The 23,133-nt window shown below is 63.8% G+C and carries 23 protein-coding genes; 20 read left to right on the forward strand and 3 right to left on the reverse strand.

Annotated features, from left to right (window positions below; translation table 11 throughout):
* Positions 1-40 precede the first annotated feature (40 nt).
* On the reverse strand, positions 41-1,636 hold the full coding sequence (locus tag QSV46_RS09330) for an ABC transporter substrate-binding protein (RefSeq protein ID WP_314949573.1): 1,596 nt from the start codon (positions 1,634-1,636) through the stop codon (positions 41-43).
* Positions 1,637-1,954: 318 nt separating this feature from the next.
* Here QSV46_RS09330 and QSV46_RS09335 point away from each other — a divergent pair, with 318 nt between their 5' ends.
* Genes QSV46_RS09335 through QSV46_RS09360 form a run of 6 tightly spaced genes read left to right on the forward strand, consistent with a single transcriptional unit; the run spans position 1,955 to position 9,586 of the window.
* Positions 1,955-2,212 (forward strand): DUF6489 family protein, encoded by a 258-nt coding sequence (locus QSV46_RS09335; protein WP_314949576.1) that lies wholly within the window; start codon positions 1,955-1,957, stop codon positions 2,210-2,212.
* Positions 2,212-3,012: an esterase/lipase family protein gene (locus QSV46_RS09340; protein WP_314949577.1), complete on the forward strand. Its 801-nt coding sequence runs from the start codon at positions 2,212-2,214 to the stop codon at positions 3,010-3,012. The genes QSV46_RS09335 and QSV46_RS09340 overlap by 1 nt, the downstream gene beginning before the upstream one ends.
* A 47-nt stretch (positions 3,013-3,059) precedes the next feature.
* Positions 3,060-4,610, forward strand: a complete 1,551-nt coding sequence (locus QSV46_RS09345) for a wax ester/triacylglycerol synthase family O-acyltransferase (protein ID WP_314949579.1) — start codon at positions 3,060-3,062, stop codon at positions 4,608-4,610.
* A gap of 10 nt (positions 4,611-4,620) precedes the next feature.
* Complete coding sequence (locus QSV46_RS09350; protein WP_314949581.1) at positions 4,621-5,616, forward strand: alpha/beta hydrolase; 996 nt, start codon at positions 4,621-4,623, stop codon at positions 5,614-5,616.
* Positions 5,617-5,647: 31 nt separating this feature from the next.
* Positions 5,648-8,881 carry a bifunctional cytochrome P450/NADPH--P450 reductase gene (locus QSV46_RS09355; protein ID WP_314949584.1) on the forward strand — a complete coding sequence of 1,078 codons (3,234 nt, stop codon included), beginning with the start codon at positions 5,648-5,650 and terminating at the stop codon, positions 8,879-8,881.
* Between the two features lie 30 nt (positions 8,882-8,911).
* Positions 8,912-9,586 carry a spermidine synthase gene (locus QSV46_RS09360; RefSeq protein WP_314949587.1) on the forward strand — a complete coding sequence of 225 codons (675 nt, stop codon included), beginning with the start codon at positions 8,912-8,914 and terminating at the stop codon, positions 9,584-9,586.
* Positions 9,587-9,727: 141 nt separating this feature from the next.
* Here QSV46_RS09360 and QSV46_RS09365 read toward each other — a convergent pair whose 3' ends face one another.
* Positions 9,728-10,192 (reverse strand): nuclear transport factor 2 family protein, encoded by a 465-nt coding sequence (locus tag QSV46_RS09365; RefSeq protein ID WP_314949589.1) that lies wholly within the window; start codon positions 10,190-10,192, stop codon positions 9,728-9,730.
* Between the two features lie 128 nt (positions 10,193-10,320).
* On the reverse strand, positions 10,321-11,235 hold the full coding sequence (locus QSV46_RS09370; RefSeq protein ID WP_314949592.1) for an alpha/beta hydrolase: 915 nt from the start codon (positions 11,233-11,235) through the stop codon (positions 10,321-10,323).
* 166 nt (positions 11,236-11,401) lie between these two features.
* Between QSV46_RS09370 and QSV46_RS09375 the strand changes: the two genes are divergently transcribed.
* The 14 genes from QSV46_RS09375 (at position 11,402) to paaK (ending at position 23,109) form a co-directional block, all read left to right on the forward strand.
* Positions 11,402-11,785 carry a hypothetical protein gene (locus tag QSV46_RS09375; RefSeq protein ID WP_314949595.1) on the forward strand — a complete coding sequence of 128 codons (384 nt, stop codon included), beginning with the start codon at positions 11,402-11,404 and terminating at the stop codon, positions 11,783-11,785.
* Entirely contained in the window at positions 11,782-12,864 is a 1,083-nt protein-coding gene (locus tag QSV46_RS09380; protein ID WP_314949598.1) for a PHA/PHB synthase family protein, read from the forward strand. The genes QSV46_RS09375 and QSV46_RS09380 overlap by 4 nt, the downstream gene beginning before the upstream one ends.
* Positions 12,861-13,454, forward strand: a complete 594-nt coding sequence (locus QSV46_RS09385; RefSeq protein WP_314949601.1) for a GNAT family N-acetyltransferase — start codon at positions 12,861-12,863, stop codon at positions 13,452-13,454. Before QSV46_RS09380 ends, QSV46_RS09385 begins: the two co-directional genes overlap by 4 nt.
* Before the next feature lie 190 nt (positions 13,455-13,644).
* A complete protein-coding gene (locus tag QSV46_RS09390; protein WP_314949604.1) occupies positions 13,645-14,100 on the forward strand; it encodes a phasin in 456 nt (151 codons plus the stop codon).
* A 157-nt stretch (positions 14,101-14,257) separates the two neighbouring features.
* On the forward strand, positions 14,258-15,544 hold the full coding sequence (locus QSV46_RS09395; protein ID WP_314949605.1) for a DUF445 domain-containing protein: 1,287 nt from the start codon (positions 14,258-14,260) through the stop codon (positions 15,542-15,544).
* 201 nt (positions 15,545-15,745) lie between these two features.
* Entirely contained in the window at positions 15,746-16,516 is a 771-nt protein-coding gene (locus QSV46_RS09400) for an alpha/beta hydrolase (protein WP_314949607.1), read from the forward strand.
* A 132-nt stretch (positions 16,517-16,648) separates the two neighbouring features.
* Positions 16,649-17,515, forward strand: coding sequence for a phenylacetic acid degradation operon negative regulatory protein PaaX (paaX, locus tag QSV46_RS09405; protein ID WP_314949609.1), 867 nt, complete (start codon positions 16,649-16,651; stop codon positions 17,513-17,515).
* A gap of 76 nt (positions 17,516-17,591) precedes the next feature.
* Positions 17,592-18,584 (forward strand): 1,2-phenylacetyl-CoA epoxidase subunit PaaA, encoded by a 993-nt coding sequence (gene paaA / locus QSV46_RS09410; protein WP_314949611.1) that lies wholly within the window; start codon positions 17,592-17,594, stop codon positions 18,582-18,584.
* Positions 18,585-18,594: 10 nt separating this feature from the next.
* On the forward strand, positions 18,595-18,882 hold the full coding sequence (paaB, locus tag QSV46_RS09415) for a 1,2-phenylacetyl-CoA epoxidase subunit PaaB (protein ID WP_008136594.1): 288 nt from the start codon (positions 18,595-18,597) through the stop codon (positions 18,880-18,882).
* Positions 18,882-19,658 carry a 1,2-phenylacetyl-CoA epoxidase subunit PaaC gene (gene paaC / locus QSV46_RS09420; protein WP_314949636.1) on the forward strand — a complete coding sequence of 259 codons (777 nt, stop codon included), beginning with the start codon at positions 18,882-18,884 and terminating at the stop codon, positions 19,656-19,658. The genes paaB and paaC overlap by 1 nt, the downstream gene beginning before the upstream one ends.
* On the forward strand, positions 19,652-20,155 hold the full coding sequence (gene paaD, locus QSV46_RS09425; protein ID WP_314949638.1) for a 1,2-phenylacetyl-CoA epoxidase subunit PaaD: 504 nt from the start codon (positions 19,652-19,654) through the stop codon (positions 20,153-20,155). Before paaC ends, paaD begins: the two co-directional genes overlap by 7 nt.
* Positions 20,156-20,157: 2 nt before the next feature.
* The gene (gene paaE / locus QSV46_RS09430; RefSeq protein WP_314949640.1) at positions 20,158-21,240 is read left to right on the forward strand and encodes a 1,2-phenylacetyl-CoA epoxidase subunit PaaE; all 1,083 of its coding nucleotides are present in this window, start codon (positions 20,158-20,160) and stop codon (positions 21,238-21,240) included.
* A gap of 55 nt (positions 21,241-21,295) precedes the next feature.
* Positions 21,296-21,745 (forward strand): hydroxyphenylacetyl-CoA thioesterase PaaI, encoded by a 450-nt coding sequence (gene paaI / locus QSV46_RS09435; RefSeq protein WP_314949641.1) that lies wholly within the window; start codon positions 21,296-21,298, stop codon positions 21,743-21,745.
* A gap of 32 nt (positions 21,746-21,777) precedes the next feature.
* Positions 21,778-23,109 carry a phenylacetate--CoA ligase PaaK gene (gene paaK / locus QSV46_RS09440; protein ID WP_314949642.1) on the forward strand — a complete coding sequence of 444 codons (1,332 nt, stop codon included), beginning with the start codon at positions 21,778-21,780 and terminating at the stop codon, positions 23,107-23,109.
* The last annotated feature ends 24 nt before the right edge of the window (positions 23,110-23,133 follow it).

Here is a 23,133-nt window from a genome sequence, read left to right on the forward strand (position 1 = left end):
CCGGAAGCCTGGCGCTGCCGGGACCTCGTGTTCACTGACGCTATTCCTTCTTGGTCGCCCAGTGGAACATGACCAGATTGTCGGCGCGCTGCGGCAGGTTGACCTTCTTCGAGACACCCCAGGCCAGCGCCTGCTGGTGCAACGGGACGTATGACCAGTCCTTGTTGCCGATTTCGTAGGCCTGCTTGATCAGCTGGTTGCGCTTGGCGGTGTCGGTCTCGACCAGCACCTTGTCGGTAATTGCGTCGAACTCCTTGTTGCAATAGCCGCCGAGATTGGCCTCTCCCCGCGAGGATTTCGCATCGTCGCGGCAGCCCATGATGTCATAAAGCACGTTGTGGGAGTCCATCGTGCTCGGCGTCCAGCCCAGCATGTAGAACGAGGTCTGATAGCCGCCTTGCTTCAACACCTTGGCGAAGTATTGCGCCTTCGGCTGCGCCAGCAAATTGATCTTGACGCCGATGCGGGCGAGCATGCCCACGACGGCCTGACAGATCGCGGCGTCGTTGACGTAACGATCGTTCGGGCAATCCATGGTGACCTCGAAGCCATCGGGGTACCCGGCCTCGGTCAGGAGCTTCTTGGCGCCGTCAGGATCGAATTTCGGCCGGGTGAACTCCTTGGACAGCGCGAACAGTTCCGGAGCGATCATCAGCGCCGACGGCGTCGACAGCCCGCGCATCACGCGCGTCTTGATCAGTTCGATGTCGATCGCCTTGTAGAAGGCCTCGCGGACCTTGGCGTCCTTGAACGGGTTCTTGCCCTTGATGTTGGAGTAGAGCAGCTCGTCACGCGTCTGGTCGAAGCCGATGAAGATGGTGCGCAGCTCGGGTCCCTTCAGCACCTGGGCGTTCGGGCTTGAATCGACGCGGGAGATGTCCTGGATCGGCACCGGCTCGATAACGTCGACTTCACCCGAGAGCAGCGCGGCAACCCGGGTGGCATCGGACGAGATCGGGGTGAAGATGATCTCCTTGAGGTTACCTTCAACCTTGCCCCAATAGTTGGGGTTGGCCTTGAAGACCGTCTTCACGCCGGGCTGGTGGCTTTCGATGATGAAGGGGCCGGTGCCGTTCTCGTGGAGCGAGGCGTAGCTCGGCGTGGTCGCCGCCACCGGCGTCGGGTCGACGACGTTGTTCTCCTCGGCCCATTTCTTGTCCATGATGTACCAGACATCCCACGACGAATGCAGGATGGGATTGGGCGAGGGCAGGACGAAATCGACGGTGTAATCGTCGACCTTGACCACCTTGATGTCGGGCGCAAGGCGGGTCTGCATGTTGGACCCCTTCTTGCGGACGCGATCTGCGGAGAACAGCACGTCGTCGGCGGTGAAGGGGTCGCCGTTGTGGAACTTCACGCCCTTGCGCAAGTGGAAGCGCCAGCGGGTCGGTTCGGGAGTTTCCCAGCTCTCCGCCAGCGCCGGGATGATCTTGAGGTCCTTGTCGCGCGCGGTGAGGCCTTGATAGACGTGGCCGAGATGGGCGTGAGTGGTGCTCTCGTTAAGGGTATAGGGATCGAGCGACTTCAGGTCACCCTGGTTGGCATAGCGCAGCGTCTGGCTCGACGCCGGCGAAACCGTAATCGCAACCATACCGGCGAGCGCCGCCGCAAACAGACATCGACCGACTGACATTCTTGACCCTCTCCACTCTGCCGCGCCGCGATTTTTGATTATTCGGCGGGCGACCTAATCCATGTTGCCCAGAGTTCTCGACCCGTGCAAGCGCCATTCCAGCAAGGAACGCGCCAAGTTGCGCCGCTGTGCAGCAATGCTCACCGGCAATCCGGGCGACAAGCCGGGTGCATGGAGGCTCGCGGCATTCGACTTTTGATTGACTATATCCGCCGATTGCCGAGCCCGGTGCCCGGCCGCCCGCCTCAGGTCGCTTGCGTCGCATGCCATGTCGAGACGATACTATGTCAGGCCGCTCGAATCTCATCTGGAGGGGACATGAAAGTTAACATCGAAATCGACTGCACCCCCCTTGAGGCCCGCCAGTTCTTCGGATTGCCGGATGTCTCGCCGATGCAGATTGCCGTCATGGAAAAGCTGCAGCAGCAGGTCTTGAGCAATATCGACAAGGTCTCGCCGGAATCTCTGATCCAGAGCTGGTTCACCTTCGATCCCAAGATCGCCGAGCGGTTTCAGGACATGTTCGTCACCATGGCCGGCCTCGGCGGGACCCGCAGCAGCGACAAGAAGAAGTAATGTCGTCCGGGCCGGACGGGCCGCAGGCTTCGGGCCGGCTGCGTCCGCCGAGCCTTGGTTTGCTGCTGGCCGAAGCCCGTGGGCTCTTCGAATTCAATGCCAGCCTGTTGCTGTCGCCGGTCCTGATGCGCGCGCCCAAGGGCGATGGCCATCCGGTGCTGGCGCTGCCGGGCTTTCTCGCCAGCGACCTCTCGATGGCGCCGATGCGGCGCTACTTCAGCGAGCTCGGCTATGAGGCACATGCCTTGCGGATGGGCCGCAATTTCGGCGGACTGGGACGAATGCGGGATTCGCTGCGGGCCCGTCTCGCCGAAATCCATGCAGCGAGCGGACGCAAGATCAGCCTTGTCGGTTGGAGCCTCGGCGGCGTCTATGCGCGCCACCTCGCGCTCCAGGCGCCGGAGATGGTCCGCAATGTCATCACGCTCGGCAGCCCCTTTGCCAACGACGTGCGCGCGACCAATGCCACGCGGCTCTACGAGATGATGTCCGGCGAGCGGGTGGAGGATTTTGCCGAGCTGCGCACGGCGATCGCCGGCGATCTGCCGGTGCCGGCGACGTCGATCTATTCGCGCGCCGACGGCGTCGTGAACTGGCGGACCTGCCTGCTGCGTCCTTCCGACCGTGCCGAGAACATCGAGGTGCACCTGGCGAGCCATATCGGGCTCGGCGTGAACCCCGCGGCGCTGTGGGCGGTGGCCGACCGGCTGGCGCAACCGGAGGGGGAGTTCTGGCCATTTGACCGGGCAGGGCCGTTTGCCATTGCATATGCCCCGCCGGAACAGGCAGTATCGGCCTGACGAGAAGCGCCGGCAAAGGCGCCCGTCAAATATGAGCGGAGGGAACCATGGCTGACGGTAAGAAGCTGTCGTCGCTGGACGCGTCATTTCTTTATCTGGAAACGCCTGAGATGCCGATGCATGTCGGGAGCATGGCGATCTTCCGCCTGCCCGACGGCTACAAGGGCGACTTCTTCGAAGACTTCAAGGCGATGATCGTCTCGCGCCTGCACATCGCGCCGATCCTCAAGGCGCGGCTGGAGAAGGCGCCGCTCGATATCGATCATCCGTCCTGGGTCGAGGACGACCAGTTCGATATCGACCGCCACATCTTCCGCGCCAGTCTGCCGCAGCCGCGCGACCGCGCCACGCTCGAGCGCATCGTCGGCTGGATGCACGCCAAGCTCTTGAACCGTGCCCGCCCGCTCTGGGAGTTCTACGTGTTCGAGGGCATGAAGGACAACGAGGTCGGGCTCTATTCAAAGATGCACCATGCCGCGATCGACGGCGGCGCCGGCGCGGCGCTGACCAACATGATCTACGACATCTCGCCGATCCCGCGGCAGGTCGACCCGCCGACAGCGGGAGCCAAGCCCGGGCAGGAGCCGCGCGATATCGCCGCGAACCTGCTCGATTCCTATCAGCAGCTGTTCACCCAGCCGCTCGATGCCTCGGCGGCCGCGAAGAACCTGCAACTGCCGCGCACCGGCAAGAGCGACATCGGCTCGATCCTGTTCGACAACGCGATGTACCAGATCGAGAGCGCGGTGCGCTTTGCCGGCAACATCCCGACCATGGTCAAGAGTGTCTCCGACGTGCTCGGCAAGATCTCGGATCCGAAGTCGCGCGAGAGCCTCGCCAGCATGGTGTCGCCGCCGACCATGCTGAACAAGACGATTTCCTCGGAACGCAGCTTTGCCGGGGTTTCGATCTCGCTGTCGCGTTCCAAGGCGCTCGCCAAACTGGCCGGCGGCAAGCTGAACGACGTGGTGCTGGCGCTCGCCTCCGGCGTGGTCCGGCGCTACCTCCAGCAATTCGGCGCGCTTCCGGCAAAATCGCTGACCGCGGCCGTGCCGATCTCGCTGCGCGAGGAGGGCAACACCGAGGCCAACAACCAGGTGTTCGGCATGATCTGCTCGATCGCGACCAACATCGACGATCCCAAGGCGCGGCTCGAAGCCATCATCGCGCAGTCGACCAAGTCCAAGGAGATGTCGCATCCGCTGCGGGCTCTGATGCCGCAGATTTCCAACATCTCGATGCTCGGTGCGCCGATGATGGTCCAGGTTCTGGCGCTGCTCTACAGCCGCTCGAACCTGTCGGATGTGCTGCCGCCGGCCGCCAACATCACGGTGTCCAACGTGCCGGGGCCGCGGCAGACGCTCTATGCCGCCGGCGCGGAGCTGCTGCACATCTTCCCGGTGTCGATCTCGACGCACGGGCAGGCGCTCAATATCACCGTGCAGAGCTATCGCGACCAGCTCGATTTCGGCTTCATCGTCGGCGCCAACATCATTCCGCACGTGCAGGTGATGTGCGACATGCTGCCGGAGGAGTTTGCCGCGCTGGAGGCTGCCTACGCGCCCCCTGCGGCCGATATCAAGGGCGCTGCGGAATAGGAATGCTGAGATGATTGAAATGCCACCGCTCAAGTTCGTGCAGACGAACGGAATTCGCATGGGCTACTACGAGGCAGGCCCGGTTACTGACAAGCCGCCGATGATCCTGTGCCACGGCTGGCCCGAACTCGCCTTCTCCTGGCGCTACCAGATCAAGGCGCTGAGCGAGGCCGGGATCCGTGTGATCGCGCCGGACCAGCGCGGCTACGGAGCGACCGATCGGCCCGAGCCGGTCGAGGCCTACGACATCGAACATCTGACTGGCGACCTCGTCGGGCTGCTCGATCATCTCCAAATCGACAAGGCGGTCTTCGTCGGCCACGACTGGGGCGGCTTCGTCGTCTGGCAGATGCCGCTCCGGCACATCGATCGCGTCGCGGGCGTGGTCGGCATCAACACGCCGCACACCAACCGGGCCTGGGCCGATCCGATCGAGCTGCTGCGCGCCCGCTTCGGCGACAAGATGTACATCGTGCAGTTCCAGGACCCTGCGCGTGAACCCGACAGGATCTTCGGCAGCCGCGTCGAGCAGACCTTCGATGCGTTCATGCGCAAGCCGGCGCCGCGTCCCCCCGACGCACCGGCAGAGGAGGTGGTTGCCGGTGTCGGCGCTTCGCCGCGGGTCAATCTGGCGTTTCCGCAGATGATCGCCGGCTACGACGCCAAGCACGATCCGCGTGCGCCGATCCTGTCGCCGGAAGAGAAAAAGGTGTTCGTCGACAATTTCACCCGGACCGGCTTCACCGGCGGCATCAACTGGTACCGCAACATGTCGCGCAACTGGATGCGCGCCGAAGGGCTCGATCATACTGTGCGCGTGCCGTCGCTGATGATCATGGCCGAGAATGACGCGGTGCTGCCGCCGTCTTCCGCCGATGGCATGGACAAGTTGATTCCCGATCTCGAAAAATATCTGGTCCACGACAGCGGCCATTGGACGCAGCAGGAGAAGCCGGAGGAGGTCAGTGCCAAGCTGATCGAATGGCGTAGAAGGCGGTTCGGCTAACGTTGACGGCCAAGGCAGGGAAGCACGCTTAATGTCATCCAAGAACCGTCTGGATCCGATTCCGCAACCGCCGACCAAGCCGGTGGTCGGCAACATGCTGTCGCTGGACTCGGCTGCACCGGTGCAGCACCTGACTCGGCTCGCCAAGGAGCTCGGTCCGATCTTCTGGCTCGACATGATGGGCTCGCCGATCGTCGTCGTCTCCGGCCACGATCTCGTCGACGAGCTCTCCGACGAAAAGCGCTTCGACAAGGCGGTACGCGGGGCGCTGCGGCGCGTGCGCGCAGTCGGAGGCGACGGCCTTTTCACGGCCGACACCAGGGAGCCGAACTGGAGCAAGGCGCACAACATCCTGATCCAGCCCTTCGGCAACCGCGCCATGCAGTCCTACCATCCGAGCATGGTCGACATCGCCGAGCAGCTTGTGAACAAATGGGAGCGGCTCAACGCCGACGACGAGATCGACGTCGTCCACGACATGACCGCGCTGACGCTGGACACGATCGGCCTGTGCGGCTTCGAGTACCGCTTCAATTCGTTCTACCGGCGCGACTACCATCCCTTCGTCGAGTCGCTGGTGCGCTCGCTCGAAACCATCATGATGACCCGCGGCCTGCCGTTCGAGCAGCTCTGGATGCAGAAGCGGCGCAAGACGCTTGCCGAAGACGTCGCCTTCATGAACAAGATGGTCGACGAAATCATCGCCGAGCGCCGCAAGAGTGCGGAGGGGATCGACGACAAGAAGGACATGCTGGCTGCGATGATGACCGGCGTCGATCGCTCGACCGGCGAGCAGCTCGACGACGTCAACATCCGCTACCAGATCAACACGTTCCTGATCGCGGGGCACGAGACCACCAGCGGCCTGTTGTCGTGCACGATCTATGCGCTGCTCAAGCATCCGGACATCCTCAAGAAGGCCTATGACGAGGTCGATCGCGTCCTCGGTCCCAATGTCGACGTGCGTCCGACCTATCAACAGGTCACGCAGCTCACCTACATCACGCAGATATTGAAAGAGTCGCTGCGGCTGTGGCCGCCGGCGCCAGCCTATGGCATCTCGCCGCTCAACGACGAGACCATCGGCGGCAAGTACAAGCTCAGGAAAGGCACGTTCACTACCATCCTGGTGACCGCGCTGCATCGCGATCCCTCGGTCTGGGGGCCGAATCCGGACGCATTCGATCCCGAGAATTTCAGCCGCGAGGCCGAGGCCAAGCGGCCGATCAATGCCTGGAAGCCGTTCGGCAACGGCCAGCGCGCCTGCATCGGCCGGGGCTTTGCCATGCACGAGGCCGCGCTCGCGCTCGGTATGATCCTCCAGCGCTTCAAGCTGATCGACCACCAGCGCTACCAGATGCATATGAAGGAAACGCTGACGATGAAGCCGGAAGGCTTCAAGATCAAGGTGCGCCCGCGTGCCGATCGCGAACGCGGTGCCTATGGCGGTCCCACGGCGGTGACGGCTTCGGGGCCGAAAGTGCCGCGTCAGCCGACGACGCGGCCCGGCCACAACACGCCGATGCTCGTGCTCTATGGCTCCAATCTCGGCACCGCCGAGGAGCTTGCCACCCGCATGGCCGACCTCGCGGAGATCAACGGCTTTGCCGTGCATCTCGGGCCGCTCGACGACTATGTCGGCAAGCTGCCGCAGGAGGGCGGCGTGCTGATCATCTGCGCCTCCTACAACGGCGCGCCGCCGGACAATGCGACACAGTTCGTCAAATGGCTCGACGACGATCTGCCGAAGGATGCCTTCGCCAATGTCCGCTACGCCGTGTTCGGCTGTGGCAACAGCGACTGGGCGGCGACCTATCAATCGGTGCCGCGCTTCATCGACGAGCAATTGTCGGCGCATGGCGCCCGCGCAGTCTATCCGCGCGGCGAAGGCGATGCGCGCAGCGATCTCGACGGCCAGTTCCAGAAATGGTTCCCGGCGGCAGCCCAGGTTGCGACCAGGGAATTCGGCATCGACTGGAATTTTACGCGCATCGCCGAGGACGATCCGCTCTACGCGATCGAGCCTGTCGCGGTGACCGCCGTCAACACCATCGTCGCCCAGGGCGGCGCGGTCGCGATGAAGGTGCTGGACAATGACGAGCTTCAGAACAAGGCCGGCTCCAATCCGTCAGAGCGTTCGACGCGTCACATCGAGGTGGAGCTTCCGTCCAACATTGCGTACCGCGTCGGGGATCATCTGAGTGTGGTCCCGCGGAACGACCCGACGCTGGTGGATTCGGTCGCCCGTCGCTTCGGCTTTCTGCCGGCCGACCAGATCAGGCTCCAGGTCGCCGAGGGCCGCCGCGCGCAATTGCCGGTCGGCGAGGCGGTGTCGGTCGGCCGCCTGCTCAGCGAGTTCGTCGAGCTGCAGCAGGTAGCGACCCGCAAGCAGATCCAGATCATGGCCGAGCACACCCGCTGCCCGGTCACCAAGCCGAAGCTGCTGGCCTTCGTTGGCGAGGAGCCCGAGCCGCTCGAGCGCTACCGCACCGAAATTCTGGCCAGGCGCAAATCGGTGTTCGACCTGCTGCTCGAACATCCGGCCTGCGAATTGCCGTTCCATGTCTATCTGGAAATGCTCTCGCTGCTGGCACCGCGTTATTACTCGATCTCGTCCTCGCCGTCGGTGGATCCGGCGCGATGCAGCGTTACGGTCGGCGTGGTCGAGGGACCGGCCGCCTCCGGGCGTGGCACCTACAAGGGCATCTGCTCGAACTATCTCGCCAACCGGCGTGCGGGCGATGTGATCTACGCCACCGTGCGCGAGACCAAGGCCGGCTTCCGCCTCCCCGATGATTCATCGGTGCCGATCATCATGATCGGGCCCGGGACAGGGCTTGCACCGTTCCGCGGCTTCCTCCAGGAGCGCGCCGCGCGCAAGGCCAAAGGGGCCGCGCTCGGTCCGGCCATGCTGTTCTTTGGCTGCCGCCATCCCGACCAGGATTTTCTCTATGCGGACGAGCTGAAGGCGCTCGCCGCAGGCGGCATCACCGAGCTCTTCACGGCATTCTCTCGGGCGGATGGACCGAAGACCTATGTTCAGCACGTGCTCGCCGCGCAAAAGGACAAGGTCTGGCCGCTGATCGAGCAGGGCGCGATCGTCTACGTCTGCGGCGATGGCAGCAGGATGGAGCCCGACGTGAAGGCGGCGCTCGTCGCGATGCACCGCGAGAAGAGCGGCAGCGATGCCGTCACAGCTGCGCGCTGCATCGAGGAGATGGGCGCGAAGAACCGCTATGTGCTGGACGTCTGGGCGGGCGGGTGACGTCCGGCCGGATCATGCTAAACCTCTGGCATGATTCCCTGGGAAAAGATCGACACCGCCAAAATCCCCGGCTCCGACGAAGAGCTCCGCCTGATGCGGCGGGGCAAGGAGTTCTCCATCAAGCTCGGCACCAACGAGCTGATGAACAGCCGCCTGTCGGGTTCTGAGGCTGCACTTGCCACGCTCGCGGCGAAGCAGATTGAGAACGTCGCAAAGCCTGTCGTCCTCATCGGCGGGCTCGGCATGGGCTTTACGCTGCGCGCGGCGCTCACCGTGCTCGAGAGCAAGGCGAAGATCGTGGTCTCCGAGCTGGTGCCGGCCGTGGTCGCCTGGGCGCGAGGTCCGATGGCGGAGGTCTTCGGCAACAGTCTTGATGATGCAAGGGTGAAGATCCGGGAAAGCGACGTCGGCGAAATCATCCGGGCGCAGCGATCGGCCTTCGACGCCATTCTGCTCGACGTCGACAACGGGCCGGAGGGGCTGACGCGGAAGGGCAATGACGCGCTCTATAGTGCAAGCGGGTTGAAAGCGGCGAAGATGGCGCTGCGGCCGGGTGGCGTGCTCGCGGTCTGGTCATCGGGACCCAACCCGGCATTCACCAAGCGCCTTGGCAACGCCGGTTTCGACGTCAACGAAGTCAATATCCGCGCTACCGGAAGAGGCGGTGGCGCCCGCCATGTGATCTGGATGGCGAAGAAAAAGTAGGGTGGTCAAAGCGGCTTGTCCGCCGGAGCTCAACGAGCGAAGATGGAAGCGTGCCCATCATTCCCGTCGTCGATGCGGATGGATGGTGGGCACGGCGCGAAGAGCGCGCCTTTGCCCACCCTACGCAGCTACGTCTTTGAGCTAGAACATTGTGTTGTTGTTCGCCGGATTTTCCGGGATCGGCTGCACGACGTCCCAGTGCTCGACGATCTTGCCGTTTTCCAGCTTGAAGATGTCGACGATGGCGTTGCCCCTAGTGCCGGGCTCGCGAACCGCGTGAACGTGCAGGATCACATAGTCGCCGTCCACGAACGAGCGCTTGATCTCGCTGTGGGAGTTCGGAAATTTTTCGCGTAGGAAGCCGATGAACTTGCGAAAGCCGTCGGGTCCGTCCGCGGCGTTGGGATTGTGCTGGACGTAGCGGTCGCCGACATAGGCGAGGGCCGCATCGACGTCCTTCTGATTGAGCCCCTTCTCGTAGAAGGCAAGCACTGCGGTGCGGTTGGCTTCTTCCTGGGCGCTGGCGGCGATTGCGGCGCCATTGCCGAGGGACAGCATGAGGATGAAAGCCGCAATCATTGCGACAGGCCGGACGATGAGATTCATGTGAGCTCCGAGAGGCTGCAGCCTCTGCCTTGCGATTGCGGTAGGCCTGTATAGCTTTCGTGCCGGCCTGCGTTAAGACAGTAACCGGAAGCTCACATGGTCACCGTGAGGAGACTGTTCGCGCCGGTCTACGCCGCCTGCGCCGCCGCGCCATGCGCGTGCTGGTCGATGGCGCGGATGATCGCCGGCCAGAACCGCATCGGCAGTGCGTGGCCCATGCCGTCGATCATCAGCAGCTTTGCGCCCGGAATTGATTCTGCCGTGTCCTTGCCGCCTTCAGGCCGCACCAGTGGATCGACGGTGCCGTGTATCACCAGCGTCGGCGTCGTCACGCCACGCAGCCGCTCTTTCCTGCTGCCGGAGGCGAGCACGGCGCGGAGCTGCCGGCCGACGCCGGCCGGATTGAGCCCGCGCGCGAACACGCGCTCAGCACGATCAGGATCGAGCGCTTCCTCTTCCGGAAAGGACCCGGCACGCAACACCTTCCAGGTCTGGCCGTAGCGGACGATGAACTCCTGCTTGCTGCGCGGCGGCGGCGCCATCAGCATCGCGGCGGCCTCGCGGGTCGGCGGCGGCACGCGCGGATTGCCGGTCGTCGACATGATCGAGGTCAGCGAGCGTACGCGCTCGGGAAACGACAGCGTCACCTCCTGCGCGATCATGCCGCCCATGGATGCCCCGACCAGATGCGCCGACTTGATGCCGAGCGCATCCATCAGGCCGACCGTGTCCTTGGCCATATCGATCAGCTTGTAGGTCGCAGCGACGGGAATCCTGAGGAAACGCAGCTTCAACAGCTCGAGCGGCGTGAGGCGCTTGCCGCCGGCCAGATGGCTCGACTTGCCGATGTCGCGATTGTCGAACCGGATCACGCGAAAGCCGCGCGCGGCGAGCTGTTCGCAAAAGCCGTCGTCCCAATGGATCATCTGGGCGCCCAATCCCATGATCAGCAGCAGCGGCTCGGCATTGTCGTTCCCGAAGATCTCGTAGCAGATGTCGATGCCGTTGGCGCGGACGGTCTGGGGCGGCTGATGAGCGGTCACGGGCGCGTTCCCTTGGCTTCTGGTCCGTCGTGTATCGCATGGTTTCACGCCGCAAAGAAGCCGTGTGCGCCGCACCGGGCGACCTGCCGGTTGACCGTTTCCGCGCAACGGTGTGGTATGGCGAAAAAGAAGGGCGTCGAAGCTCGCGATATCAGGGAGGACGCCGATGACCGACAAGATCAACGACCCCGTCGCCATGTGGCAGAAGATGATGGGCGAGATGGAGAAGGGGTTCAACTCCTTCGCCAACCAGGCCATGTCCTCGCCCGAGTTTTCGCAGGCAATGAACCGCGCGGGCGGAGTTGCTGCAGGTGCTCAGAAACAGCTCGGTGAGCTCATGGAGAAATATCTGGTCTCCATGAATCTGCCGAGCCGGGAGCAGGTGACGAGTCTCGCGGAGCGGCTACAGACCATCGAAGGACAGATCGGTGAGATCAAGTCGATGCTGAGCCAGCTGGCGGCAAGTTCCGGCATCTCACAAGGCTTCGACGGGGCGCCAAGGCCGCCGCGGACGAAGCGTCCACCCTCCGAAAACGGAGGACAAACATGAACGCGCCAACGGGACTCGATGTCGCATCCATCCCGGAGCGCATCCAGTCCGAGGTGCAGCGCGCCATCCAGCGCAGCATCAAGGGCGTCGAATATTTCTCGACCTCCGGGCCCACCCTCGGCTCGACGCCGAAGGACGTGCTGCATTCGCGCGGCACCATGAGCCTCTATCACTACCGGCCGACGTCGGACGAGATCTACCGCGTGCCGGTGCTGATCGTGATGGCCACCACCAACCGCGGCTACATCCTCGATCTCGTGCCCGGCCAGAGTTTCATCGAGTTTCTGCTCAAGCGCGGCTACGACGTCTACATGCTCGACTGGAGTGCGCCGCGCCCGGAGGAGAAGAGCCTGCGGATGGAGGACTATGTCCTCGACTTCATTCCGGACTGCGTCCGCCGCGTGCAAGCTGATTCCGGCGAGCACGACGTCTCCGTCATCGGATATTGCTTCGGCGGCGTGCTGTCACTGCTCTACGGCTCGATCCACAAGGATGGGCCGATGAAGAATTTGATCTGCTTCACCACGCCGATCGACTTCCGGGAGATGAAGCTGTTCTCGAATTTCTCCGACCGCCGCTATTTCGACGTCGACCATCTCGTCGATAGCGTCGGCAACGTGCCACCGGAGATGATCCTGTCCTCTTTCGAGATGCTGCGCCCGGCTTCGCGCACGGTGAGCCAGATACAGCTCTGGGAGAACATCTGGAACGACGAGTTCGTCAAATCCTACCGGATGTTCGACCGCTGGGCGACCGACACGCTGCCGCTCGCGGGCGAATATTTTCGCACCATCACCAAGGACCTGATGTGGGACAACAAGCTCTACAACGACACCATGTCGGTCGGCGGTCGCGCGGCGAAACTGGAAGATATCAAGGTGCCGTTCCTGCATGCCGTTGCCGAGCACGATCATATCGTGCCCTATGACGCCGCAAAGCACCTGATCGCCAAGATCGGGTCCGAGGACAAGGAAGAGGTGATGCTGAAGGGCGGTCACGTCTCGCTCGTCGCCGGCGCCAACGCGGTGAAGCGGCTGTGGCCGAAACTGGACTCCTGGCTGGGGAAGAGATCGACATGAGCGAGCAGCGTTCCTATCCGCGTCACATCAAGACGGACGCCGGCGATATCGAGATCCGCGTGATGTCGCCCGCGGACGAGGCCGCGGTGCTCGCCTTCGGCAAGGGCCTGCCGACCCACGATCTGTTGTTCCTGCCGCGCAACATCAGCGAGCCGAAAGTGCTGTCGGCCTGGGTCAAGGAGATCGAGCGCGGCGCGATCACGAGCCTCCTCGCAGTGAAAGATGGCAACGTCGTCGGCTGCGGCACGCTGGTGCGCGATCCGCACTCCTGGTCGCCGCATGTCGGCGAGATCCGCATGGTGGTCTCGCTCGACGTGCGCGGGAAGGGGGTGGGACGCGCGCTGTCGCAGGAGACTTTTGCGCTCGCGCTTGGCGCTGGCCTGGAAAAGCTCTCGGTCCAGATGACGGTGGACCAGCAGGCGGCGATCACCCTGTTCGAGAGCCTCGGCTTCAAGGCCGAGGCTTTGCTGCGCGACCATGTTCGGGACGTTGATGGCAAGACCCACGACATCGTGGTGCTCGGGCACAACATCGCGCAGGTGCAGGCCCAGATGGAGGCTTATGGACTTCCGGGCGCCGTCCAGCACTAGGTTCCCGGCGGCTCCGACTGGCTACGGAGGCACCAAATTGCCGCTCATTAAGGCTGTTCACGAATTCGTGATATCGCACTGCAGCATTGATATTGCGTCGCACAATTAACTATGCCATATAAGCCGTGCCCCGGGCCAACGCGGACGGGGTGAGCCCATAGCTCAACCCAATGAGGATGGAGAGAACCCCATGACCACCGAAACCAACACCGCTTTCGAAGGCTTCAAGGACGCTTTCAAGAACATCCAGAACCTGGAAGTTCCCGAGGCCGCCCGCGAGTTCGTCAAGAAGACCGCCAACACCGCCAAGGACCGTGCTGCCGAGGTGTTCGCTGGGTCCGAGCGTGTGACCGCCGCCGTCGAGAACGCGGTGACCGAGTCCGTCACCGAGGCCGGCAAGATCAGCCGCAACATCCAGCAGGCGATCTACGAGGACGCCGAGGCGTTCTTCTCGGGCATCGACAAGCTTGCCTCCGCCAAGTCGTTCAGCGAAGCCGTCGAGATCCAGTCGAGCCTGCTCCGCTCGCGCGGCGAAGTGTTCGTCTCGCGCGCCAAGGCGACCGCCGACTATGTCGGCAAGCTCGCCGCCAACGGTGCGAAGTCCGCTCAGGACAATTTTGCCAAGGTCTACACCAAGCCCGCCTGATCTGTCTGAGACGACAAACTGAATTTGAGGCCCGCTTCGGCGGGCCTTGTTTTGCGCTGCCGTCTTTGCGAGCGAAGCGACGCAATCCAGAGTCTTTCCACGGAGACAGACTGGATTACTTCGCTTCGCTCGCAATGACGGGTAGGGTGATGCAGTGATGACTCCCCCCGCCACCTTTTCCTTCGACAGCCCCGGCGATGCCGAACGCGCGGCCGAGTTGCGCCGCGTCAAGATGCTGGCGACGCTGGTGCTGGCGTCGACGCTTGCCCTGTTCGTCGTGGCGAAATGGCTGCTGCCCGTGCATCCCGTGTTCGGCTTCATCGCGGCCTTCGCGGAAGCTGCGACCATCGGCGGGCTCGCCGACTGGTATGCGGTGGTTGCGCTGTTCAAGCGGCCACTGGGCCTGCCGATCCCGCACACCGCGATCATTCAGAGCAACCAGGCCCGCATCGCCGACAAGCTCGGCGAGTTCATTCAAGTGCATTTCCTCGAAGCGGGCCCCGTGGAGGCCAAGCTGAAGGAGATCGATTTCGGCTCGTTCGTCGCCGACTGGCTGCGTGACCGCAAGCGCAGCGACGATCTCGCGAGGTTTGCGCTGCGCCTGCTGCCCGAGGCTGTCTCCGCGACCGAGACCTCGGGGCTGATGACCTTCATCATCCGCCGCCTGTCCTCGCAACTCCAGGCGATCGACCTTGCACCGCTCGCGGCCGGTACGCTCCGCGGCTTCGTGGCGGAGGGGCGCCACCAGATCCTGTTCGACGATCTCCTGCGCGTGATGCACGAGACGCTGAACCGGACGGAGACGATGGCAATGATCCGCGAGAAGGTGCGCGCGGAATTGCCGACCCTGCTCAGGCTCTATCGCGCTGACAAGTTTCTGGTGAACAAGATCGTCGCGTCCGCCACCGCTTTCTTCAACGAGGTGCGCAGCGATCCCAAACATCCGTTCCGCGGCGAGTTCGATCGCATGGTGCTGGGCTTCGTCGACCGGCTCGGCACCGATCGGGCCTATATCGATCGCATCGACGGATTGAAGCGCGATCTGCTCGCGCGGCCCGAACTCACCGATCTCGCCCGCACCGTCTGGGCCAACACGCGCTCCTTCATCGAGCGCAGCGCGAGCGGTGAGACGCAGGTGTTGCAGCATCATCTCGCCGGTGTGTTCGTCGCCGCGGGCGAAGCGCTCGCCGGCGATGCCGAGTTGCGCGGCGAGATCAACCAGGGCCTGGTGGCGGTGCTGCGCAGCTTCGTCGCCGACCAGAAGAGTGGCGTCTCGATCTTCATCTCGGACCAGGTCAAGGCGTGGGACATGGCCCAGCTGATTTCGCTGATCGAGATCAACATCGGCCGCGACCTGCAATACATCCGCTTCAACGGTTCGCTGATCGGCGGGCTCGCCGGACTTGCGCTCTACTCCGTAGAATTCCTGCTTCGATTGCTGTGACTTTTGCGTCACGGACGTTAGCATTCACGCGCGGGCCTATTGTGGCCTCTGGTTTCAGCCGCTTGAATGTCGGGAACCGGCCGCTTAGCTGATTCATGCTGCGCTGCGGAACGTTCGAAAAGCTGGCATGTTGGAATTCATACCCATTTGCCGGCATCGCAGCCGGTGACGTTTTTCAGCAATTCTCCCGAGGGACCATTGATGACCGCTACTGCCCTGACGCTGCGTCCGCCGTCCCGTACCCTGATGTTTCTGGAAGGGCGCGCGATCCACGAGTTCGGCGCATTCCTCGGCGCGCTGCCGCTACTGAGCCTTGCGCCGCGCGGCGACGGGCATCCGGTGCTGGTGCTGCCGGGCCTGGTGGCCTCCGACGCGTCCACGCGCGCCCTGCGCACCTTCCTGTCGGGCAGAGGCTACGCGGTGAGCGGCTGGCGCCAGGGCCGCAACTATGGCCTGCGCGAGGGCGTGCAGCACGCGATGGTCGACCTGGTCCAGGAACTCAACGACAGGAACGGCCGCAAGATCAGTCTGGTCGGTTGGAGTCTCGGCGGCCTCTATGCGCGCCAGCTCGCCAAGATGATGCCCGAGCGCGTGCGCCAGGTGATCACGCTCGGCAGCCCGTTTGCGGGCAATCCCCATTCGACCAATGCCTGGCGCGTCTATGAATGGGCGAGCGGGCGGAAGTCCGACGAGGTCGATCCAGAGTTTGGCGGAGAGCTCGCCGTGCCGCCGCCGGTGCCGACCACCGCCATCTTCAGCCGCACCGACGGCGTCTGTGCCTGGCAGGGCTGCATGGAGAAGACGGGCGCGCTGACCGAGAGCATCGAGATCGAGAGCAGCCATTGCGGCATGGGGCATCATCCGGCCGCGGTCTACGCGGTGGCCGATCGCCTCGCGCAGAAGGAAGGCCAATGGCGGCCGTTCGACCGCAGCGGCTGGCGCAGCCTGGCGTACCCCGATCCGCATCGGTAATCTCTTCGCCTCTCCCCGCGCATGTCCGCCGAAGCTTTAGCGAAGGCGGATGCGGGGAGCAGGGCGTTGGGGCCGCGAAAGTGTCGCTCGCATCCATTGTCGCGCCCGCATCAAACGCGCTATGCCTCGCGCATGGCGCATCCGTTGTCCCGCATCATCGACCAGCTCAAGCGCGAGCCATCGCGCACCGGCTCCATCGTCATCACAATGTTCGGCGACGCCATCGTGCCGCGCGGCGGCTCGGTGTGGCTCGGCACGCTGCTGGAATTCTTCGAAAGTCTTGATATCGACAGCGGCGTCGTTCGTACCGCGATGTCGCGGCTCGCCGCCGATGGCTGGCTGACGCGCGAAAAGGTCGGCCGCAACAGTTTTTATCGTCTGGCCGACAAAGGAAGTCAGACTTTTGAGGCCGCGACGCGCCATATCTACGATCCGCCGCCGTCGGACTGGACCGGGCGCTTCGAGCTGCTCCTGATCGGCAATGGCGAGGATCGCGACGTCTCGCGCGAAGCGTTGCGCAACGCCGGCTTCGGCAGTCCGCTGCCGGGCGTGTGGGTCGCGCCGTCGGGCGTTGCCGTGCCGGACGAGGCTGCGGGAGCGATCCGCCTCGAAGTCTCAGCGGAGGATGACAGCGGCCGCCGCCTGCTCAGCGCCAGCTGGCCGCTGGACCGCACTGCGGATGCCTATCTCAAATTCATGAAAACGTTCGAGCCGTTGCGTGCTGCAATTGCACGCGGGACTGACCTGTCCGAGGCCGATGCCTTCACCGCACGTATCCTGCTGATCCACTATTATCGCCGCGTCGTGCTGCGCGATCCATTGCTGCCCGAAAGCCTGCTGCCCGGCGATTGGCCGGGGAGGGCAGCTCGCGAACTCTGCGGCGAGATCTATCGGGCGCTGCTTGCCCCGTCCGAACAATGGCTCGATGGCCATGGAATCAACGAGAAGGGCCCGCTGCCGCCGGCCCGGAAGCTTCTGGAAAGGAGGTTCGAGGCCTGATTTTTATGTTACAGAAATATCTTGCATGAACTCATTTTTGTTATATATTGCCTCCCGATCAAACGGGAGGATGCGCATGTATACCCAGGCGCTGAACACGGCCGAGGCGGACGATCGCGGTCTTGAAGACGCGGCCAGGGCTGCGCAGTTCCAGGCCCGCATCGATGCCGAGGAGCGCATCGAGCCGAACGACTGGATGCCGGCGGCCTATCGCAAGACGCTGACCCGCCAGATCTCACAGCACGCCCACTCCGAAATTGTCGGCATGCTGCCCGAGGGCAACTGGATCACGCGTGCGCCGACGCTGCGCCGCAAGGCAGCGCTACTCGCCAAGGTGCAGGACGAGTGCGGTCATGGGCTTTATCTCTATGCCGCCGCCGAGACGCTCGGGACCTCGCGCGAAGAGCTGGTCGACGCCATGCTCGCCGGCAAAGCCAAATACTCCTCGATCTTCAACTATCCGACGCTGATCTGGGCCGACATCGGCACCATCGGCTGGCTGGTCGACGGCGCTGCGATCATGAACCAGATTCCGCTGTGCCGCTGCTCCTATGGCCCCTACGCGCGCGCGATGATCCGCGTCTGCAAGGAGGAGTCCTTCCATCAGCGCCAGGGCTACGAGATCATGCTGACGCTGTGCCGTGGCTCCGACGAGCAGAAGGCGATGGCGCAGGATGCGCTGAATAGGTGGTGGTGGCCGGTGCTGATGATGTTCGGCCCGCCCGATGCGACGAGTCAGCACAGCGATACTTCGACCAAGTGGAAGATCAAGCGCTTCTCCAATGACGAGCTGCGTCAGAAATTCGTCGATGCCACCGTGCCGCAGGCGCAATATCTCGGGCTGACCATTCCCGATCCCGGCATGATTCAGGATGCCGAAGGGCACTGGCGCTACAGCGAGATCGACTGGACCGAGTTCAAGCAGGTGCTCGCCGGCAACGGACCCTGCAACCGCGATCGCATCGCCGCGCGCCGCAAGGCGCACGAAGAAGGCGCCTGGGTGCGCGAGGCGGCGGCCGCCTACGCCGAAAAGCGCGCGCGTCGTCAGACCGCACAAGCCGCGGAATAGGGAGATCGGGATGGCCACGCCGAATACGCCGCTGTGGGAAGTCTTCATTCGCAGTCGCAACGGGCTCGCGCACAAGCATGTCGGATCGCTGCATGCGAGCGACGCGACCATGGCCCTGCAAGCCGCCCGCGACATCTACACCCGGCGCGGCGAGGGCCTCTCGATCTGGGTCGTGCCGTCCACCGCGATCACGGCCAGCGATCCCGCCGAGAAAGGCATGATGTTCGAGCCGGCGGAATCGAAGATCTACCGGCATCCGACGTTCTACGAGGTGCCCGAGGAAGTGGGGCACATGTGATGGCAACCGCCAACATTCAGGTCGCCGAAACGCCGCTGGTGCTCTACGCATTGCGCCGTGCCGACGATGCGCTGATCCTCGGCCACCGGCTGTCGGAATGGTGTGGGCATGCGCCGATGCTGGAAGAGGACATGGCGCTCTCCAATATCGCGCTCGACCTCATCGGCCAGGCCCGCGAGCTCTACGGCTATGCCGCCAAGGCTGAAGGCCGCGACAACGACGAGGACAAGCTCGCCTATTTGCGCGACGTCAGGCAGTACCGCAACTTGCTGCTAGTCGAGCAGCCCAATGGCGACTTTGCCCAGACCCTGGTGCGGCAGTTCTTTTATTCCGCTTTCGCCGACCTCTATTGGCGCGCGATGATGACATCGCGCGACACGACGCTGGCGGCGATTGCCGCCAAGTCGGAGAAGGAGAGCGCCTACCATTTGCGGCACGCCTCGGAGTGGATCATTCGGCTCGGCGACGGCACCGACGAGAGCCACGCGCGCGCGCAAGGAGCCATCGATCATCTCTGGGCCTTCACCGGCGAGATGTTTGCCGTCGACGACGGCGAGCGCGCCCTGATCCATGCCGGTATCGCCATCGATCCCGGCACCTTGCGCGGCCGCTGGCTGATGACGCTTTCCGATGTGGTCGGCGAAGCAACCCTTCAACTGCCGCAGAACGACTGGATGCAGCAGGGCGGCCGCGTGGGCCGGCACAGCGAGCATCTCGGGCATCTCCTGTCCGAGCTGCAATCGATGCAGCGCACCTTCCCGGGGCAGACATGGTGAGCGTGCTGGACCGCGACAGCGATCTGCGCCGGCGCGCCTGGGATGCTGCGGCAAACGTGGTCGATCCGGAAATCCCGGTGCTCACCATTGCCGATCTCGGCGTCCTCCGGGATGTCGTTCTCAACGGAGATCAAGTCGAGGTTGCGATCACGCCGACCTATTCGGGCTGCCCGGCCATGAACATGATCGCATTCGAAATAGAGGTCGCGCTGGAACGCGCCGGTTTTCGCCAGCCAAAAGTGCGCACGGTGCTGTCGCCGGCCTGGACCACCGACTGGATGAGCGAGGAGGGCCGCCGCAAGCTGCGTGCCTACGGCATCGCGCCGCCGCAGGCCTCAAGCTCGCGCCGCGCGCTGTTTGGCGAGCAGGCGGTTGCGTGCCCCCAATGCGGATCGGACAGGACCGAACTCCTGTCCGAATTCGGCTCGACCTCCTGCAAGGCGCTGTGGCGCTGCAAGGCCTGCCGCGAACCCTTCGATTATTTCAAGTGTCATTGACCATGTCAGCAGCAGCACCGCGCTTCCATCGCTTGGCCGTCGAAGACCTCCGCCGCGAGGCCTCCGACGCTGTCTCGATGACCTTTGCCATCCCGACGGACCTGAAGAGCGACTATGCCTTCACCCCCGGCCAGTATCTCACACTGCGCACCATGCTGGACGGAGAAGAGGTGCGCCGCTCCTATTCGATCTGCTCTGGCCCCGACGACGGTGAGATCCGCATCGCCGTGAAGAAGGTCGACGGCGGCGCGTTTTCAAGCTGGGCCGCGGACGAACTGAAATGCGGCGACGAGCTCGACGTGATGACGCCGACGGGCCGCTTTGGCGTGGTCGCGCCGGCCGGTAGTGCGCGCATCCATGTCGGCTTTGCCGCCGGCTCCGGCATCACGCCGATCCTGTCGATCGTGAAGGGCGTGCTCGCACGCGAGCCGGACAGCCGCTTCTTCCTGTTCTACGGCAACCGCGCCACCGACAACATCATGTTCCTCGAAGCGCTCGAGGAATTGAAGGACCGCTTCATCGATCGCCTCTCGATCTTCCACGTCATCTCCGGGGAGGAACAGGACATTCCGATCCTGCATGGCCGGCTCGATGGCGACAAGGTGAGGGTGCTGCTGCGCTCGCTGGTGCCGGCGGCAAGCGTCGATCACGTCTTCGTCTGCGGTCCCCTCGGTATGAGCGAGGACATCGAGGCGACCTGCCGCGATCTCGGTATCGCGGAGGAGCGCATCCACGTTGAGCGCTTTGTTTCCGAATTCGGCGGCAAGCCGCGGCCGAAGAAGGCCATCGCCCCCGACGCGCCGCCGAAGGCGATCGCCTCGCTCATCATCGACGGCAAGCGCCGCGAGGTTCCGGTCGCCGAGGATGAAGCCATCCTCGACGCCGCGCTGCGCGCCGGCATCGACCTGCCCTTCGCCTGCAAGGGCGGCATGTGTTCGACCTGCCGCGCCAAGCTGGTCGAGGGCGAGGCGCCGATGGACCTCAACTATTCGCTGGAGCCCTGGGAGCTGAAAGCCGGGTTCGTCCTGACCTGCCAGGCGAAGCCGTCGTCGGAGCGGGTCGTGGTCGATTACGACCACGTTTGACAGTTAGCGCCAGGCAGCAGAGCATTATGGGTAAACATTTGGCCGGGAGAAGCGCGTGAACCTCAAAGCCATCCTGTCGCCTGAGGACATTGCCCGCGCCTGTGCAGATGCGATGTGGGCGGAGGACGATGCCTCCAAGGGGCTTGGCATGGAGCTCGTCGAGATTGGGCCGGGCTTTGCGATGCTGGCAATGACGGTGCGGCCGGACATGGTCAACGGCCAGCGCATCGCGCATGGCGGCTTCATCTTCACACTCGCCGATTCCGCCTTCGCCTTCGCCTGCAACTCGCACAACGATCGCGTCGTCGCGGCGCAGGGCCAGATCACCTTCATCAAGCCCGGCAAGCTCGGCGACCGCCTCGTCGCGAAGGCGCGGGAGGTGACCCGCGGCGGCCGCTCCGGAATCTATGACGTGCGCGTGACTGCCGGCGACACCGTCATAGCGGAATTCCGCGGGCATTCGCGCGTCATTCCCGGCACCTGGCTGCCGGCACAAGACCAATAAAGAAAAGAACGAACCAATGTGGGGAAACGAGGATGGCTCTGACGAGGCTCAAGGAAGGTGGCAACACCTATAGTGCCGAGATGGACGCGCACGAGCGCGCGTCGCGCGACGAGATCATGGCGTTGCAGACGCAGCGGCTGGCCTGGTCGCTGAAGCATGCCTATGACAACGTCGCGCATTATCGCAAGGCATTCGACACGGCCGGCGTGCATCCGTCCGATTTTCGCGAGCTCACCGATCTCGCGAAATTTCCGTTCACCGTGAAGACGGATCTTCGCGACAACTATCCCTTCAACATGTTCGCCGTGCCGCGTGAAAAGCTGGTGCGCGTACACGCCTCCTCCGGCACGACGGGCAAGCCGATCGTGGTGGGTTATACGCAACGCGACATCGACACCTGGTCGGAGGTGATGGCGCGCTCGATCCGCGCCGCCGGCGGCCGCACCGGCATGATCATCCACAATGCCTATGGCTACGGCCTCTTCACCGGCGGATTGGGGGTGCACTACGGCGCCGAAAAACTCGGCTGCACAGTGGTACCGATCTCGGGCGGCATGACCGAGCGGCAGGTGCAGCTCATCAACGACTTCCGGCCCGACATCATCACGGTGACGCCGAGCTACATGTTGGCGATTCTCGATGAGTTCAAGCGCCAGAAGCTGGATCCGCGCCAATGCTCGCTCAAGGTCGGCATTTTCGGCGCCGAGCCTTGGACCAATGCGATGCGCGGCGAGATCGAGGACGCCTTCGACATGGATGCGACCGACATCTATGGTCTCTCCGAGGTGATCGGCCCCGGCGTCGCACAGGAATGCATCGAGACCAAGGACGGCCTGCACGTCTGGGAGGACCATTTCTATCCGGAGGTGATTGACCCTGAAACCGGCGCAGTGCTCCCCGACGGCGAGAAGGGCGAACTCGTCTTTACGTCGCTCACCAAGGAAGCCTTTCCGGTGATCCGCTATCGCACCCGCGATCTCACGCGGCTGCTGCCGGGCACGGCCCGACCGGGCATGCGACGCATGGAGAAGGTGACGGGCCGCTCCGACGACATGATCATCCTGCGCGGCGTCAATTTGTTCCCGACCCAGATCGAGGAAGTGCTGCTCGCGACCGACTGGTGCGGCGGGCACTTCATCCTCGAACTCACCCGTGAAGGCCGCATGGACGAATTGACCATCATTGCCGAGGCGCGGCCCGAGAGCTGGGACGGACGGGGTCTCGTCGATCAGGCCGACCGGATATCGACCCACATCAAGAACACGATCGGAATCAGTTCGAGGGTGCAGGTGGTCGCGCCCGCCACGCTGGAGCGCTCGCTCGGCAAGGCCAAGCGCCTCTACGACAAGCGGCCGAAGGATTGACTTGATCCTCCGCAGAGGCGACAA

Source organism: Bradyrhizobium cosmicum, from assembly GCF_032290525.1.
In the GTDB taxonomy this organism is placed as follows: domain Bacteria; phylum Pseudomonadota; class Alphaproteobacteria; order Rhizobiales; family Xanthobacteraceae; genus Bradyrhizobium; species Bradyrhizobium cosmicum_A.